Source organism: Streptomyces sp. NPDC047515, assembly GCF_040643055.1.
Lineage (GTDB): Bacteria > Actinomycetota > Actinomycetes > Streptomycetales > Streptomycetaceae > Streptomyces.
Map to the genome: position 1 here is coordinate 1 of NZ_JBEYTM010000071.1, position 16,091 is coordinate 16,091.

The window sequence follows — 16,091 nt, forward strand, 5'->3', positions numbered from 1 at the left end:
CCTGGCCCTCAAGGCCTTGGGGGAGTGCGTGCCAGGGCGTGGCCGCCCGATCAGAGGCCGCCCGACAGGCTCTGAGAGCCTGTCGGGCGGGCGACCAGCTGAGCGGTCGCCCCCCGAGCGCGGGCGGCGACGCCGGCCCGACGGGGCGTCGGGGGACGACCCTGAGCCCCGACGACGAGGACTCCACCTACAGGAGGTGGAGCGGGCCCCACCCCTACACCCTGAGGCGGACGCCGTTTCGGGACCTGGGGCCGATACACGCGGCGACGCCCGCTTCTAGCGTGGAAGCCATGACCACGCCAGTCTGCACGGGCACCTCCGGGGGAGCTGCCGCCATCGGACACGTCCCGCACGGCTCGTACGCCGCGCACAACCCGTACGCCTCGCGGGCCCAGCACGCTCGGTATCCGTCGTTCTCCTCGTACGTACGGGCGCGGGGGCCCGTACTGCTGCGCGCCGCCCGCTCGCTCACCGCGAACCCGAGCGATGCCGAGGACCTGCTGCAGACCGCGCTCACCAAGACGTACGTCGCCTGGGAACGGATCGAGGACCACCGCGCGCTCGACGGCTACGTCCGCCGGGCGCTGCTGAACACCCGGACCTCGCAGTGGCGCAAGCGCAAGGTCGACGAGTACGCCTGCGACGAGCTGCCGGAGCAGGAGGCCGCGCCGACACCCGACCCGGCCGAGCACCAGACGCTGCACGACGCGATGTGGCGGGCCGTGCTGAAACTCCCGGACCGGCAGCGGGCCATGGTGGTCCTGCGGTACTACGAGGATCTCAGCGAGGCCCAGACGGCCGAGGTGCTCGGGGTGTCCATCGGCACCGTGAAGAGCGCGGTGTCGCGGGCGCTCGGCAAGCTCAGGGAGGATCCGGAGCTGGCTCCGGTGCGGTGATCCCGGACGGACTGACGGGCGCCCGCCGGGGACCGGTTTCGGCGAACGACACCGATTCGTACCCCGAGACCTAGTGACATACCACCTGGTATGTGCGCAGAATCAGCGGAACCTCTACTGCCGCGTAGCGCCCACCGGGAGGACGCCGTGCTGAGCACCATGCAGGACGTACCGCTGACTGTCACCCGCATCCTCGAACACGGGATGACCATTCACGGGAAGTCGCAGGTCACGACCTGGACAGGCGAGCCCGAGCCGCAGCGGCGCAGCTTCGCCGAGATCGGCCGGCGCGCCGCGCAGCTCGCGCACGCGCTGCGCGACGAACTCGGTGTCCACGGCGACCAGCGCATAAGCACCCTCATGTGGAACAACGCCGAGCACGTCGAGGCGTATCTCGCGATCCCCTCGATGGGCGCGGTGCTCCACACGCTCAACCTCCGGCTCCCCGCCGAGCAGCTGATCTGGATCGTCAAGCACGCCGACGACAAGGCCGTCATCGTCAACGGCTCCCTGCTGCCGCTGCTCGCGCCCGTCCTTCCCCATCTGACGTCGATCGAGCACGTGATCGTCACCGGGCCGGGCGACCGTTCCGTCCTGGACGGCGCGACGGCGCGGGTGCACGAGTACGAGGAACTGCTCGCCGGCCGCCCGACCAGCTACGGCTGGCCCGAGCTGGACGAACGCCGGGCCGCCGCCATGTGCTACACCTCCGGTACCACCGGTGACCCCAAGGGCGTCGTCTACTCCCACCGGTCCGTCTACCTGCACTCCATGCAGGTCAACATGTCCGAGTCGATGGGCCTGACCGACAAGGACACCACGCTGGTGGTCGTCCCGCAGTTCCATGTGAACGCCTGGGGTCTGCCGCACGCGACGTTCATGTCCGGCGTCAACATGCTCATGCCCGACCGGTTCCTGCAGCCCGCCCCGCTCGCCGACATGATCGAGCGCGAGAGGCCGACCCACGCCGCCGCCGTCCCCACCATCTGGCAGGGGCTGCTCGCCGAGGTCACCGCCAAACCGCGCGACCTCACCTCCATGGCCCGCGTCACCATCGGCGGCGCCGCCTGTCCGCCCTCCCTCATGGCGGCGTACGACAAGCTCGGTGTCCGCCTCTGCCACGCCTGGGGCATGACGGAGACCTCTCCGCTCGGCACCATGGCCAACCCGCCCGCCGGGCTGACCGAGGAGCAGGAGTGGCCCTACCGCGTCACCCAGGGCCGCTTCCCGGCCGGTGTCGAGGCGCGCCTGGTCGGCCCCGGCGGCGAGCACCTGCCGTGGGACAACGAGTCGGCCGGTGAGCTGGAGGTGCGCGGCCCCTGGATCGCCGGGGCCTACTACGGGGGAGCGGACGGCGAGGCCCTGCGCCCCAAGGACAAGTTCAGCGAGGACGGCTGGCTGAAGACCGGCGACGTGGGTGTGATCAGCGAGGACGGCTTCCTCACCCTCACCGACCGGGCCAAGGACGTGATCAAGTCCGGCGGCGAATGGATCTCCAGCGTCGAGCTGGAGAACGCCCTCATGGCACATCCGGACGTGGCCGAGGCGGCGGTCGTCGCCGTCCCGGACGAGAAGTGGGGCGAGCGCCCGCTCGCCACCGTCGTGCTCAAGGACGGCGCCATCGCGGACTACGAGGTGCTGAAGGGCTTCCTCGTCGAGTCGGGCATCGCCAAGTGGCAGCTGCCGGAGCGCTGGACGATCATTCCTGCGGTGCCGAAGACGAGCGTCGGCAAGTTCGACAAGAAGGTGATCCGCAAGCAGTACGCGGAGGGCGAGCTGGACGTCACCCGGCTCTGACCCAGCAGGGCGGGACGCGACGAGGGCGGTACGGGACCTTCCCCGTACCGCCCTCGTCGTACTTCCGGCTGTCCGCCGGTCAGTTCGTGCCGATCTTCGAGAGCAGGTCGACGATGCGCGACTGTACCTCGTCGCTCGTGGAGCGCTCGGCCAGGAAGAGGACGGACTCGCCCGAGCTGAGCTTCGGCAGCTCCGACCCGGTCATGTCGGCGGAGGTGTAGACGACCAGCGGGGTCCGGTTCAACTGCCCGTTGGCGCGCAGCCAGTCGACGATCCCGGCCCGGCGGCGACGCACCTGCATCAGGTCCATCACCACCAGGTTGGGCCGCATCCGGGTGGCGAGTGTCACCGCCTCGTTGTCGGTGGAGGCCTTGGCCACCTGCATGCCGCGGCGTTCCAGCGTCTCCGTCAGCGCCAGTGCGATCTCCTCGTGCTCCTCGATCAACAGCACCCGGGGCGGATGCTGTTCGCTGTCGCGCGGGGCGAGCGCCTTGAGGAGCACGGCCGGGTCGGCACCGTACGCGGCCTCCCGCGACGCCTGCCCCAGACCGGCCGTCACCAGCACCGGGACCTCGGCCGCCACCGCCGCCTGACGCAGCGACTGCAGCGCCTTGCGGGTGATGGGGCCGGTGAGCGGGTCGACGAAGAGCGCGGCGGGGAACGCCGCTATCTGGGCGTCGACCTCCTCGCGCGAGTGCACGATCACTGGCCGGTAGCCCCGGTCGCTCAGCGCCTGCTGAGTGGAGACGTCGGGAGCGGGCCAGACGAGCAGTCGGCGCGGGTTGTCCAGTGGCTCCGGGGGCAGCTCGTCGTCGACCGGCTGCGGCGACGGGCGGTTGGCGACCTCGACCGCGCCACCCGGACCGTCCAGCGGCTCCGGCCCCTCGGCGCCCTCATCGGGTGCGCCTATGGCGTACGCGCGTCCTTCGGCCTCCGGGGCGGAGAGCAGCTGCCCCGGCGCGGAGCCGACCGGTGCGCCCGGCGCAGGGTCGGACGGGGGCGGGGCGGGCTGGGACGGCGCGGGCTGCGGCAGCGCCGCCTGCGGGGCGCGCTCGCTCTCCGGCGGAGCGGCGAGCTTGCGGCGCCGCCCGGCGCCGCCGCCGAGCGTCTGGTTCTGCTGGTGGGCGATGTGCTGGGCGAACGGCACACCCTGCCCGAGCGTCCGGACGCTGAACGCGCGTCCCTGCGTCGAGTCCGACGAACCCTCGGGCACCGGCACCTCCGCGGGCAGCGGCTGCCTGCGCGCGTCCGGTCCGGGCACGTCCTTCCTCGGGCCGCTCTCCGCGACGCCGGTGCCTCCGGCGGACTCGGAGGTGCCCGTGACGTCGGTGGTGCCGGTGGTGTGCGTGGTCCGACCGGCCGCGGACCGGTCAGGACCGTCGTCGCCCAGGCCGTCGGCCAGATCGACGCCCTGCTCATCGAGGTGCCCGCCGGGCCGTTCGTCGGGCGCCACGGCCTGTCCGGGCTGCTGGGGACCGTCGGCGTGCCGCGCCCTGCGCCGCCCGGTCGGTACGGGGTGCGCCTGGGGCGGTGTGTGGTCGTCGTCCGGCGTGATGCCCACGGCGTCATGGCGTCCGGGCAGCGAGGCGTCCGCGTCGGCGGCCGTGGACGGGGTCCGGTCGGCCTCCGCGGGCGGGAGGGCGAACGCGGTACGGGGCCCGGCCTGCTCGGCCTGAGCGGACCGCTCCTGCGCGGCCGCCAGTGCCCGCCGCGCCCGCCGCCCGCTCGGCTGCGGCACCGGAGCCGGGCCGTCACCGACCGGCGAGAGGCCCTCGGGAGCGGGTGCGGAAGCGGAAGGGGAAACGGGAGCGGAAGGGGAACCGGAAGCCGGCAGGGCCAGCCGGCTCTCGCCGCCCTGACGCGCCTGGTGCCCACCCGCCGGTACCGGCGACGGTGCCTCGGCCGGCACACCCTGGGGCGGCACGGCCTGCCCGCGCTGCGGACGGCCGCCACCTCCCTGCGCGCCCTCCGCCGCGGTCACCACCGCACCCTCGGACGGCGCCGAGGCCGCGGGCAGCGCCAACGCCTGTCCCGGCCCCTGCTGCCCGCCGGCGCCCTCCCCGGGCCGCGGCCCCTGACCCTGCTCGGGCGACTGGGACAGCTGAGCCGGAAGGGCATGCCGATCACCGGTCTCGGCCGGACTCGGCCGCCCCCGCCTGCGCCCCGATCCCTCGCTCTGCTGGGCGGGAATGATGTCGTTCGTGCTCTGCGTGCCCCGCGACTCCTGCTCGCCCTGTGCGGCGGGTTCACGACGCGCCCGTCGCCGCCCCGTCGGCTCGGACGCCCCGGTGTCACCGTCCCCGGAAGCCCCGGCCGCCGCTGCGGAACCACCCACGGGGCTCTCCAGGAACGCGTCCGTGGACGACCGCCGCGCGCGTCGCCGCCCGCCACCGGGCGCGCCCTGACCGGCCATCGGCTCCGGCTCGGGCGCGGGCTCCGGCTCGGGCGCCGGTGGCATCACCGTGCCCGAACCCGCGCCCAACGGCACTTCGAGGACGTACGCGCTGCCGCTCATCCCCGGCACCTCGTGCGTCTGGAGCACACCGCCGTGCGCCCGGACGATCCCGCGCACGATCGGCTCGTGCACCGGGTCTCCCCCGGCGAACGGTCCACGCACCTCGATCCGTACGACCTCACCGCGCTGTGCCGCCGCGACGACGACCGTCGAGTCGACGTAGCCACCGCCCGGCACCACGCGGGCCTTGCCGGTCGAGTCGACGCCGGCGACGTCCGCGACCAGATGGGCGAGCGCGGTCACCAGCCGGGCCGCGTCCACCTCGGCCTCGATCGGCGGCGCGTGCACCGCGAACTGGGCACGTCCGGGCCCGATCAGCTCGACGGCCGCGTCGATCCCGGCCGTCACGACCGAGTCGAGCAGCACGTTCGTCTTGACCAACTCCTCCGTACCGGCGTCCAGGCGCTGGTAGCCGAGCACATTGTCGACGAGCGTGGTCATCCGGGCGTAGCCCGCGGCCAGGTGGTGCAGGATCTGGTTGGCCTCCGGCCACAGCTGGCCGGCCGGGTCGGCGGCGAGCGTGGAGAGTTCGCCGTGCAGCTCCTCCAGCGGCCCGCGCAGTGACCCGCCGAGCACGGCGGTGAGCTGGGTGTGCCGGGCCGTCAGCGCCGCCAGCCGTTCGGCCTGCTCCTCCAGTTCGGCCGAGTACCGCTCGGCCCGGTCGGCCAGCTCCGTGCCGTGCCGTTCCGTCAGCCCGGCGATCTCGTCGGCGTGGCTCGCGATCAGCCCGGCGACCTCGTCCCCGTGCTGCTCGCGAAGCTCCTCGTACGGCCTGCGGTCGGTGAACGTCATGACCGCGCCGACCAGCTGGTCCCCGTCCCGGACCGGCGCGGTGGTCAGGTCGACCGGCACCTGGGCACCGCTCTTGGACCACAGGACCTGCCCGCGCACCCGGTGCTTGCGGCCGGACCGCAGGGTGTCGGCGAGCGGCGACTCCTCGTACGGGAACGGTTCGCCCTCCGCCCGCGAGTGCAGGATCAGCGGATGCAGCTCCTGCCCGCCCAGGTCGCTGGCGCGGAAACCGAGGATCTGCGCGGCGGCGGGGTTGACCAGGACGACCCGTCCGTCCGTGTCCGTCCCGACGACGCCCTCCGCCGCGGCCCGCAGGATCATCTCGGTCTGCCGCTGCGAACGGGCCAGTTCGGCCTCCGTGTCGACGGTGCCCGACAGGTCCCGCACGACGAGCATCAGCAGCTCGTCCCCCGTGTAGCTGCCGCCGTAGCCGCTCTGGAAGTCGTTGTACGCGGCCTGACCGTCCTCCAGGCTGGCGCTGGTGACCTCGACCGGGTACTCGTTGCCGTCGGTCCGCCGTGCGGTCATCCGCGTCGGCTTCGTACGGCCGCGGTCGTCGGCGGATTCCGGCCGGCGCATCGAGCCGGGGATCAGCTTGGAGTCGAACTCCGGAAGCAGGTCGAGGAGCCCGCGCCCGACGAGCGCCGTGCCCGGCGTCTCGAACATCTCCAGGGCGATGGTGTTTGCGTTGACGACCGTGCCGTTGCAGTTGACGAGCAGCAGCCCGTCGGGGAGTGCATCGAGTATGGCTGCGAGGCGAGCAGTGCCTCGGGATGGCCTGCTGCTCACGACGACGCTTCCTCCCTGGTTACCGCACCTTGCCGACAGCGGGCCCCATCTTGCCCCTCGGGCCGCGGGCTGTCACGGAAGGAGTCTAAAGGCAGGGACGGCGCGTGGGACGGCGGATGCGGGGGAGCTCTCACCAAGGTTCTGTGCATACGGTGTACGACTCCAGCCCGTCACGTGTCGTTCGGGATGACGTGGGAAAGGATGCGGCCCCGCTCATCGGACGTTGGGGAGCACCGGCCGAAGGCCGTTCCAGCGTGCGATCGCGCAGCCGTTGGTCCGGTCGACGACCGTGTCGATGTCCCTCCCCTGCCAGCTCCCGGTGATCCGGGCGGTCGCGGGCCCACCGGACTGCTGGGTGCACATCGCGTCCCGGGGGACCGGGGCGAACGGGTCCGCGCCCTCGGCCGCCAGCTCGTCCAGCCGGTCGCAGGCCTGCCGCGCCGCCGGGTGGCTGCCGCCCGCGGGCCCGCACTCCAGCTCGAAGACCCCCTCGGCCGCGGGGTCCCCCGTGCCCGAGAGCGTCACCGTCAGCCGGGTGCGGCCGTCGTCCCCGTGCAGCAGCGGCAGCGGAAGGGGCAGCGGAAGAGGCGCGGCGGCCGCAGTCGCGGCCGGTACGGCGGCGGACAGCGCGGCAAGGGACACGACGGCGGTGAGGGCGAGGCGGCGCAGCATGCGGGCTCCTGTGCTCGTGCACTTCGACGGGAGGGACGGGACAGCCGGTGGAACGAAGGAACGGCGGAGGACGACGCCTCCGTCATCACTAACGCTCCGCACGCCACGGCGTTGCGCAACCGCGGGTGCTTTGCCCTCGCGCCCGACTGCCTAGTACCGTAGGTCGCGATTGGTGGCACGACACTCAACTGTGTCATCATCTGCACGCACCACTCGCGCTCGCGCGGGGTGTGCTGGAGGCGTCGCCTAGTCCGGTCTATGGCGCCGCACTGCTAATGCGGTTTGGGTCTTAAAGCCCATCGAGGGTTCAAATCCCTCCGCCTCCGCTTTCCCACCGAAGCCCCGTGCCACCGGCACGGGGCTTCGGTCGTATCCGGACCCGGTCGGTCCGGATACGACCCCGGGGTGGTGCGCGGCCCGTTCGGGCGCTCGGTCCGGCCGCCGCCCGCGATGGCGTCAGACACGTCGTTTTCGCAGGTCAGAGGTGGTGTGGCTAAAGGATTTCGCACTACGGCGCAGGTCATGTAATGTTGTTCCCGCAACGCCGACCAGGCAGAAAAGCCCGGAACGCACAAGCACTCGTAGCTTAACGGATAGAGCATCTGACTACGGATCAGAAGGTTGCAGGTTCGAATCCTGCCGAGTGCACAGCAGGCAAGAGGCCCCCAGGAGAAATCCTGGGGGCCTCTTGGCATTGCTCCGACCGCATCGGAATCCGGGAGTTCACGCATGGGCTGGCAGTGCACCGGGCTTCGGTGGCCGGACGCGCGGGGGCTGCCCGTGCTGGGGTGGCGGCGGGGCGGGGCCGTACGGGTGAGCGCGCCGGCCTATGGGACGGAGCTCGGGTTCCGGGCCGCGGGGCGGCGGGGCTGTGTCGGGGCGCGCGGGAATGTGTGTCCGGTGGGGGCCGTGGTGTCGGGGCGGAGCACCGGGGCCCGGTGCCCGGAGTGTGCGCGGCTGGACCGGGCGCACTCGGTGGCCGCCGACACGATCGTGGACGACCCCCGGACGTACCGCGTGTATCTCGCCTGGTTCGGGCCGGGGATGGTGAAGGTCGGGATCACCGCGGAGGAGCGGGAGGCGGCGCGGCTGCGGGAGCAGGGGGCCGTGGTGTTCAGCTGGCTGGGGCGGGGGCCGTTGATGGCGGCGCGGCGGACCGAGGAGCTGCTGCGGTCGGCGCTCGGGGTGCCGGACCGGATTCCCTACGCCCGGAAGCGCGCCGTGCGCGCGGTGCTGCCGGGGGCGGCGGAGCGGCGTGCCGAGGTGACGGAGCTCTACGGGCGGGCCGTGGCGCTGGAGGGGGCGGGGTGGCCGGAGTCGCTGGAGCGGTTGCCGTTCGAAGCGGTCGATCACACCGGGGTCTTCGGGCTGGACGGCGCGGTCGAGGTGGCGTGGGCGGTCACCGAGTTGGTGGACGGCGGCGTGGTCGGGGGACGGCTGGTGGCGGCGGCCGGGCCCGATCTGCACCTGGAGACGGTGACGCACGGGGCCGTGGTGCTGGACACCCGGCTGATGACCGGGTGGGAGCTGGCGGGCGCCGATCCGGGGGCCGGGGTGGATGTGCCGGTGGCCGACATCGGGGGCGGTGGAGTGCAGGGCGGGCTGTTCTGAGATCGTCGGGGGCGGACGGTGAAAGGGGTGCGAAGTGAGTGGTGACACCGACGACGTCGCGCGGTTCCGGGAACGGCTGGGGCTGCCCGGCATCATCGACGTCCATACGCACTTCATGCCGGAGCGGGTGCTGCGCAAGGTCTGGGCGTACTTCGACTCCGCCGGGCCGCTGACCGGGATGGAATGGCCGATCGAGTACCGGCACGACGAGGACGAACGCCTCGCGCTGCTGCGGTCGTTCGGCGTGCTCCGGTTCACCTCGATGCTCTATCCGCACAAGGCCGGGATGGCGGCCTGGCTGAACGGCTGGGCGGCCGACTTCGCACGCCGGGTGCCGGACTGTCTGCACACTGCGACCTTCTTCCCCGAGGACGGCGTGGAGCGGTATGTGCGCGAGGCCGTGGAGGCCGGGGCACGGGTCTTCAAGTCGCACCTGCAGGTCGGCGCGTACGACCCCAACGACCCGCTGCTGGACCCGGTGTGGGGGCTGCTGGCGGAGGCCGGGATCCCGGTGGTGACGCACTGCGGCTCCGGGCCCGCGCCCGGCAAGCACACGGGGCCCGAACCCATCGGCCGACTGCTCGCGCGGCATCCGCGGCTGAGACTGGTCGTGGCGCACATGGGGATGCCGGAGTACGCGGAGTTCCTGGCGCTGGCGGAGACGTACCGGGAGGTGCGGCTCGACACGACGATGGCGTTCACGGACTTCACGGAGGGCCACGCCCCGTTCCCGGTGGCCGAGCGGGGACGGCTCGCCGCGCTCGGGGACCGGATCCTGCTGGGGACGGACTTCCCGAACATCCCGTATCCGTACGCGCACCAACTGCACGCGCTGGACCGGCTGGAGCTGGGGGACGACTGGCTGCGCGCGGTCTGTCACGGGAACGCGAGCGCGTTGTTCGCCGTGGACTGACCACTCATGAAGGGGCGCTCGTGAACGGGCGCCCGTGAAGGGCTGTTTGCGACAGGCTGCTTGCCAAGGGGCGGTCGCGAAGCGCCGCTCGCCGGCCGGCCGCTTTTCTCAGGGAATTCACAGAAACGGAAAAGGACCCTCTCAGAGGCGCCTCACAGGGTTGAGGCATGACGACGACCTCGCCCCTGGGGCGTACCGAACTGCTGAGGGCGGACCGCAGTCCCGTCCGCGTGCTGGTGGTGGACGACGAGGCCCCGCTCGCCGAGCTGCTCTCCATGGCCCTGCGCTACGAGGGCTGGGAGGTGCGCAGCGCCGGGGACGGTGCCGGTGCCGTCCGGATGGCGCGGGATTTCCGGCCCGATGTGGTGATCCTCGACGTGATGCTGCCCGACACGGACGGGTTCGCCGTGCTCGGCAGACTGCGGCGGGAGCTGTCCGAGGTCCCGGTGCTCTTCCTGACCGCGCGCGACGCGGTGGAGGACCGGATCGCCGGGCTCACCGCGGGCGGCGACGACTACGTCACCAAGCCGTTCAGCCTGGAGGAGGTCGTGGCGCGGCTGCGCGGTCTGATCCGGCGCTCCGGCACGGCGGCCGTGCGCAGCGAGTCGACGCTCGTCGTCGGCGATCTGGTCCTCGACGAGGACAGCCACGAGGTGAGCCGGGGCGGGACGTCCATTCACCTCACCGCGACCGAGTTCGAGCTGCTGCGCTTCCTGATGCGCAATCCGCGGCGGGTGCTGAGCAAGGCACAGATCCTCGACCGGGTGTGGAACTACGACTTCGGCGGGCAGGCGAACGTCGTCGAGCTGTACATCTCGTACCTGCGCAAGAAGATCGACGCGGGACGGTCGTCGATGATCCACACCCGGCGAGGGGCGGGATATCTCATCAAGCCCGGTGAGTAGCCCGGTGAGTAGCCCGGTGAGTAGCCCGGTGAGTGGCCCGGCGCACGGCCCGGTGCGCGGCCCCGTGCGTGGGCGCGTGGGCCGGCGGCGGGGGCCGTGGACGCTGCGGACCCGGCTCGTCGTCTCGGCGGTGACGCTGATCGCCGTGGTGGCCGCGGTCATCGGTTCGGTCACCACCATCGCCTACCGCAGCTACATGTACGGCAAGCTCGACGACCAGCTGGACGCCGTCGCCATGCGGGCCGGAAAGCCGCCCGGTGGCGGAGCGGGACCGATGCCGGGCGGCGCGCCGAAGAGCGACGACCCGCTGGCCTTCGTCGATGCGCGCGGACTGCCGGTCGGAGCCTTCGGGGCCGTCGTGGCGGACGGTACGGTCACCGAGTCGCGGGTGGTCGCGGAGAGCTCCACCACGCCGGAGCCGGGGGCCGAGGACAGCGGGCAGCCGATGACCGGGGCCCAGCAGCGCGCCCTGGAGGCGGCGGACATCCCTGCCGGGGACGGGGCGCGGAGCATCGATCTGCCCGGTCTCGGCTCCAACCGGGTCCAGGCCGTCGCGGGTCCGCACGGGACGACGATCCTCGTCGGCATCCCCGCCGCCGAGGTGCGCTCCGCCCTCACCACGCTGATCCTCGTCGAGGTCTGTGTCACCGGCGCCGGTCTGATCGCGGCCGCAATCGCGGGCGTCGCCATGGTCGGTGTCGCGCTGCGTCCACTGCGCAGGATCGCCGCGACCGCGACCCGGGTCTCCGAACTCCCCCTGCACAGCGGCGAGGTGGCGCCCCTGGAACGGGTCCCGGAGGCCGAGGCCGACCCCCGGACGGAGGTCGGCCAGGTGGGCGCGGCGCTCAACCGGATGCTGGGCCACGTCGGTTCGGCGCTGGAGGCGCGGCAGGAGAGCGAGACGCGGGTACGTCAGTTCGTCGCGGACGCCAGTCACGAGCTGCGCACCCCGCTGGCCTCGATCCGGGGATACGCCGAACTGACCCGGCGCGGCCATGAGGAGACCGGCCCCGACACCCGGCACGCCCTGGGGCGGATCGAGTCCGAGGCGGAGCGGATGACGGGCATGGTGGAGGATCTGCTGCTGCTCGCCCGCCTGGACGCAGGGCGCCCGCTCAGCCGCGAGAGCACCGACCTCTCCCCCGTCGTCATCGACGCGGTGAGCGATGCCCGTGCCGCCGGGCAGCGGGGTCACCACTGGCGCCTCGACCTGCCGGACGAGCCGGTGACCGTGCACGGCGATCCGACCCGGCTCCATCAGGTGCTGGTCAATCTGCTGGCGAACGCCCGTACCCACACCCCGCCCGGCACGACCGTCACCGTACGGGTGCGTGCCGCGGCCGGCCGGTCCCCGGTGACGCTGGAGGTCCAGGACGACGGGCCCGGCATTCCGCCCCAGCTGCTGCCGCACGTCTTCGAACGGTTCGCGCGAGGCGACGCCTCGCGCTCCCGCCACGCGGGCTCCACCGGGCTCGGGCTCGCCATCGTGCAGGCCGTCGTCACCGCGCACAGCGGCCGGGTGGAGGTGTCCTCGGTCCCGGGGCACACGGTGTTCGCGGTCCATCTGCCCGCGGAGCCGGAAGCCGGGTCCCCGGCCGCGCCGCACTCACAGCGGGGGGACAGGCTCAGCACACCGGTGTGACAGCGGAGTTGACGAATGTCGACGGCATGCGAACCGACACTCCCTGGAGCGCCCTGCCGGCCCGGGACCACCTCCTGGCCGGAGCGGTCGATGCGGCGGGTGACCCCGTACTCGATGTGGTGGTACCCGTCTACAACGAGGAGAAGGACCTCGAACCGTGTGTGCTGCGCCTGCACGACCATCTGGCGCGCACCTTCCCGTACGCCTTCCGGATCACCGTCGCGGACAACGCGAGCACCGACCGTACGCCGCAGGTGGCGGCCGGGCTCGCGGCGGCGCTGCCCCGGGTGCGGTCGTACCGGCTGGAGGAGAAGGGCCGGGGACGGGCGCTGCGCACGGTCTGGTCGCACTCGGACGCCCCGGTCCTGGCGTACATGGACGTCGATCTCTCCACCGACCTGAACGCGCTGCTGCCGCTGGTCGCACCGCTGATCTCGGGCCACTCCGATCTGGCGATCGGCTCGCGGCTGGCCCGTAGCTCGCGCGTGGTGCGCGGATCGAAGCGGGAGTTCATCTCGCGGGCCTACAACCTCGTCCTCCGCTCCTCGCTGGCCGCCCGGTTCAGCGACGCGCAGTGCGGGTTCAAGGCCATCCGGCGGGACGTCGCGCAGCGGCTGCTGCCGATGGTGGAGGACCCGGGGTGGTTCTTCGACACCGAGATGCTGGTGCTCGCCGAGCGGGCCGGGCTGCGCATCCACGAGGTGCCGGTCGACTGGGTCGACGATCCCGACTCCACCGTCCACATCGTGCGGACGGCGACGGAGGACCTGAAAGGCGTGTGGCGGGTGGGACGGGCGCTGGCGGTCGGCGCGCTGCCGCTGGACCGGCTGGCGAGGCCCTTCGGGGACGATCCGCGCGACCGGGCGCTGAGCGGGGTGCCGGGCGGACTGGCCCGGCAGCTGGTCGGGTTCTGTGTCGTCGGCGCGCTCTCCACGCTCTTCTATCTCGTCCTGTACTCGCTCTTCCGGCTGGGCGCCGGCCCGCAGCTCGCCAACGGCGGCGCGCTGCTGGTGTCGGCCGTCGCCAATACGGCGGCCAACCGGAGGCTCACCTTCGGCGTACGCGGCCGGGGCGGAGCCGTCCGCCACCAGGCGCAGGGCCTGGTCGTCTTCGCCATCGGTCTGGCCCTGACCAGCGGCTCGCTGGCCGCGCTGGGAGCGGCGTCCGGATCGCCGTCGCACGGCACGGAACTCGCCGTACTGATCGCGGCGAACCTCGCGGCGACGGTGCTGCGGTTCCTGCTCTTCCGCGCCTGGGTCTTCCCGGAGCGCGCCGCAAGCCCAGCGGCCGCTGCGGCCCCCGGAGTCTCCGTAGCCCCCGGAGCCTCCGTGGGACCTGCAGGGCACGCCGACGACACCCACCACGAACGGGGGAACGCCCGATGACCACGCTGCGTCCCGACCACCTTCCGGCCCCGCCCCAGGCCCCGACGCTCCCGCCCGCGGCACCGGCCGCCGGCCACGCCCGCCCGAACAGGCCCCTGGCGCACCGTGTGTGGCGGGGCAGACCCGAGGACCCGCGCTGGGTGCGGCCCGCCTTCCTGGCGACGCTGCTGGTCATCGCGCTCGCCTACCTGTGGAACCTCAGCGCCTCCGGGTACGCCAACTCCTTCTACTCCGCGGCCGTCCAGGCGGGCAGCCGGAGCTGGAAGGCCTTCTTCTTCGGCTCGTTGGACGCCGCGAACGCGATCACGGTCGACAAGCCCCCGGCCGCGCTCTGGCCGATGGCTCTCTCGGTGCGCGTCTTCGGCCTCGGTTCCTGGGCGATCCTGGCCCCGCAGGTGCTGATGGGGGTGGCCACGGCCGGGGTGTTGTACGCGGCCGTACGCCGCCGCTTCAGCGCCGCCGCCGGGCTGATCGCGATGGTGGTGTTCGCCCTCACGCCCGTCGCCGCGCTGATGTTCCGTTTCAACAACCCGGACGCGCTGCTGGCGCTCCTGATGACGGTCACCGTCTACTGCGTGCTGCGCGCGATGGAGAACGGCCGCACCAGGTGGCTGGTGTGGGCGGGTGGCGCGGTCGGTTTCGCGTTCCTCTCGAAGACCCTGCAGGCGTTCCTGATCCTGCCGCCACTGGCCGTGCTGTACGCGGTGTTCGCACCGGTCCCCGTACGCCGAAGGCTCGGCCAACTCGGGCTCTCGGCACTGGCGATGGTCGTCGCGGGCGGCTGGTGGGTGGCGATCGTCGAACTCCGGCCGGCGTCGTCGCGTCCGTACATCGGCGGCTCGCAGCACAACTCCTTCCTGGAGCTGACCTTCGGCTACAACGGCCTCGGCCGGATCAACGGCGACGAGACAGGCAGCGTCGGGGGAGGCGGCGGCGGGGCAGGCGGTCAGTGGGGGGAGACCGGCATCGGCCGGATGGTCAACTCCGAGATCGGCGGCCAGATCTCCTGGCTGCTGCCCGCCGCGCTGATCCTGCTCGTCGCGGGGGTCTGGCTGACCTGGCGGGCGAAGCACAGCGACACCGCCCGTGCGGCGTTCCTCGCCTGGGGCGCCTCGCTGCTGATGACGGCGCTCGTCTTCAGCTTCATGGCCGGCATCTTCCACCAGTACTACACGGTGGCGCTGGCGCCGTACCTCGCGGCGCTCGTCGGCATGGGCACCACGGTCCTGTGGGAGGAACGGTCCAGGTGGTGGGCGCGCGGGGCGCTCGGCGTCACGGTCGTGGTGACCGCGCTCTGGTCGTACGTCCTGCTGGGGCGGACGCCGGATTACCTGCCGTGGCTGCGCTGGGCCGTCCTCATCGCCGGTGCGGTGGGGGCGGTGGGCCTGCTGTTCGCCACGCGTCTCGGGCGCCGACCGGCGCTCGTGGCGGTCGGGGTGAGCCTTGTCGCGTTGCTGGCGGGGCCGACGGCGTACACCCTCTCCACGCTGAACACCGGGCATCAGGGCTCGATCGTCACGGCCGGTCCGTCCGGAGCCAGTTCGATGGGCGGCCCCGGAGGCGGCGGCCGGGGCGGCCCCGGTGGCATGGGCGGCGGAATGCGGCCTCCCGGTATGGCCCGTCAGCAGGGCGGCCCCATGGGGCAGCCCCCGACCGGTGGTCAGGGCGGCCGTTCCCCGGGCCGGCCGGGCCAGGGCGGCATCCAGGGGAACGGTCAGCAACCGGGGGCCGCGCCGGGCACCGCACCCGACGGCATGGGTGAAGGCGGCACTCCAGGAGGCGGCGGCATGGGCGGTCTGCTCAACGGCTCGTCCGTCAGCACCGCGGCCGAGAAGCTGCTGGAGAAGAACGCCGGCGACTACACCTGGGTCGCCGCCGCCATCGGCTCACAGAACGCGGCGAGCTACCAACTCGCCACCGGTTACCCGGTGATGGCGATCGGCGGTTTCAACGGCAGTGACCCGTCCCCGACGCTCTCCCAGTTCAAGAAGTACGTCGAGGACGGCAGGATCCACTACTTCGTCGCGGGCGGAACGGGCGGAACGGGCGGAGGCGGCGGCAACAGCGGCACCTCGTCCCAGATCTCCTCCTGGGTGGAGGAGAACTTCAAGGAGGTCACGGTCGGCAGCGCCACCTTCTACGACCTGACCCGGCCGAAGAGCGGCGCATAGGGT

The 16,091-nt window shown here is 72.6% G+C and carries 10 protein-coding genes and 2 tRNA genes; 10 read left to right on the forward strand and 2 right to left on the reverse strand.

All coding sequences use genetic code 11. From position 1 onward, the window contains the following. Positions 1-290: 290 nt before the first annotated feature. Both ABZ826_RS34475 and ABZ826_RS34480 read left to right on the forward strand, forming a co-directional pair. Positions 291-896 (forward strand): SigE family RNA polymerase sigma factor, encoded by a 606-nt coding sequence (locus tag ABZ826_RS34475; protein WP_361457512.1) that lies wholly within the window; start codon positions 291-293, stop codon positions 894-896. 147 nt (positions 897-1,043) lie between these two features. Beyond that, positions 1,044-2,693: a long-chain fatty acid--CoA ligase gene (locus ABZ826_RS34480; protein WP_361457515.1), complete on the forward strand. Its 1,650-nt coding sequence runs from the start codon at positions 1,044-1,046 to the stop codon at positions 2,691-2,693. A 79-nt stretch (positions 2,694-2,772) separates the two neighbouring features. Here the strand turns inward: ABZ826_RS34480 and ABZ826_RS34485 are convergent, their stop codons facing one another. Both ABZ826_RS34485 and ABZ826_RS34490 read right to left on the reverse strand, forming a co-directional pair. Next, entirely contained in the window at positions 2,773-6,789 is a 4,017-nt protein-coding gene (locus ABZ826_RS34485; protein ID WP_361457518.1) for a PAS domain-containing protein, read from the reverse strand. Between the two features lie 213 nt (positions 6,790-7,002). Then, positions 7,003-7,461 carry an SSI family serine proteinase inhibitor gene (locus ABZ826_RS34490; protein ID WP_361457521.1) on the reverse strand — a complete coding sequence of 153 codons (459 nt, stop codon included), beginning with the start codon at positions 7,459-7,461 and terminating at the stop codon, positions 7,003-7,005. A 235-nt stretch (positions 7,462-7,696) separates the two neighbouring features. Here ABZ826_RS34490 and ABZ826_RS34495 point away from each other — a divergent pair. The 8 genes from ABZ826_RS34495 to ABZ826_RS34530 all read left to right on the forward strand — a co-directional run bounded on the left by ABZ826_RS34495 (position 7,697) and on the right by ABZ826_RS34530 (position 16,088). After that, positions 7,697-7,787: transfer RNA gene (locus tag ABZ826_RS34495), tRNA-Ser, on the forward strand. Positions 7,788-8,036: 249 nt separating this feature from the next. Continuing rightward, positions 8,037-8,109, forward strand: a tRNA-Arg gene (locus ABZ826_RS34500). Positions 8,110-8,190: 81 nt separating this feature from the next. After that, the gene (locus ABZ826_RS34505; RefSeq protein ID WP_361457524.1) at positions 8,191-9,072 is read left to right on the forward strand and encodes a DUF2797 domain-containing protein; all 882 of its coding nucleotides are present in this window, start codon (positions 8,191-8,193) and stop codon (positions 9,070-9,072) included. A gap of 34 nt (positions 9,073-9,106) precedes the next feature. Next, complete coding sequence (locus tag ABZ826_RS34510) at positions 9,107-9,985, forward strand: amidohydrolase family protein (protein ID WP_361457527.1); 879 nt, start codon at positions 9,107-9,109, stop codon at positions 9,983-9,985. Positions 9,986-10,152: 167 nt separating this feature from the next. Next, complete coding sequence (locus ABZ826_RS34515) at positions 10,153-10,890, forward strand: response regulator transcription factor (protein WP_361457530.1); 738 nt, start codon at positions 10,153-10,155, stop codon at positions 10,888-10,890. Between the two features lie 64 nt (positions 10,891-10,954). After that, the gene (locus ABZ826_RS34520) at positions 10,955-12,532 is read left to right on the forward strand and encodes an ATP-binding protein (protein WP_361457533.1); all 1,578 of its coding nucleotides are present in this window, start codon (positions 10,955-10,957) and stop codon (positions 12,530-12,532) included. 26 nt (positions 12,533-12,558) lie between these two features. Beyond that, positions 12,559-13,917: a bifunctional glycosyltransferase family 2/GtrA family protein gene (locus ABZ826_RS34525; protein ID WP_361457536.1), complete on the forward strand. Its 1,359-nt coding sequence runs from the start codon at positions 12,559-12,561 to the stop codon at positions 13,915-13,917. Further along, on the forward strand, positions 13,914-16,088 hold the full coding sequence (locus ABZ826_RS34530) for a glycosyltransferase family 39 protein (protein ID WP_361457539.1): 2,175 nt from the start codon (positions 13,914-13,916) through the stop codon (positions 16,086-16,088). Before ABZ826_RS34525 ends, ABZ826_RS34530 begins: the two co-directional genes overlap by 4 nt. Positions 16,089-16,091 lie beyond the last annotated feature (3 nt).

Excerpts from the sequence above, each read along its gene's own strand:
- ABZ826_RS34505 (WP_361457524.1), top strand. The coding sequence starts at position 8,191 with ATGGGCTGGCAGTGCACCGGGCTTCGGTGGCCGGACGCGCGGGGGCTG.
- ABZ826_RS34530 (WP_361457539.1), top strand. The coding sequence starts at position 13,914 with ATGACCACGCTGCGTCCCGACCACCTTCCGGCCCCGCCCCAGGCCCCG.
- ABZ826_RS34475 (WP_361457512.1), top strand. The coding sequence starts at position 291 with ATGACCACGCCAGTCTGCACGGGCACCTCCGGGGGAGCTGCCGCCATC.
- ABZ826_RS34490 (WP_361457521.1), bottom strand. The coding sequence starts at position 7,461 with ATGCTGCGCCGCCTCGCCCTCACCGCCGTCGTGTCCCTTGCCGCGCTG.
- ABZ826_RS34515 (WP_361457530.1), top strand. The coding sequence starts at position 10,153 with ATGACGACGACCTCGCCCCTGGGGCGTACCGAACTGCTGAGGGCGGAC.
- ABZ826_RS34525 (WP_361457536.1), top strand. The coding sequence starts at position 12,559 with ATGCGAACCGACACTCCCTGGAGCGCCCTGCCGGCCCGGGACCACCTC.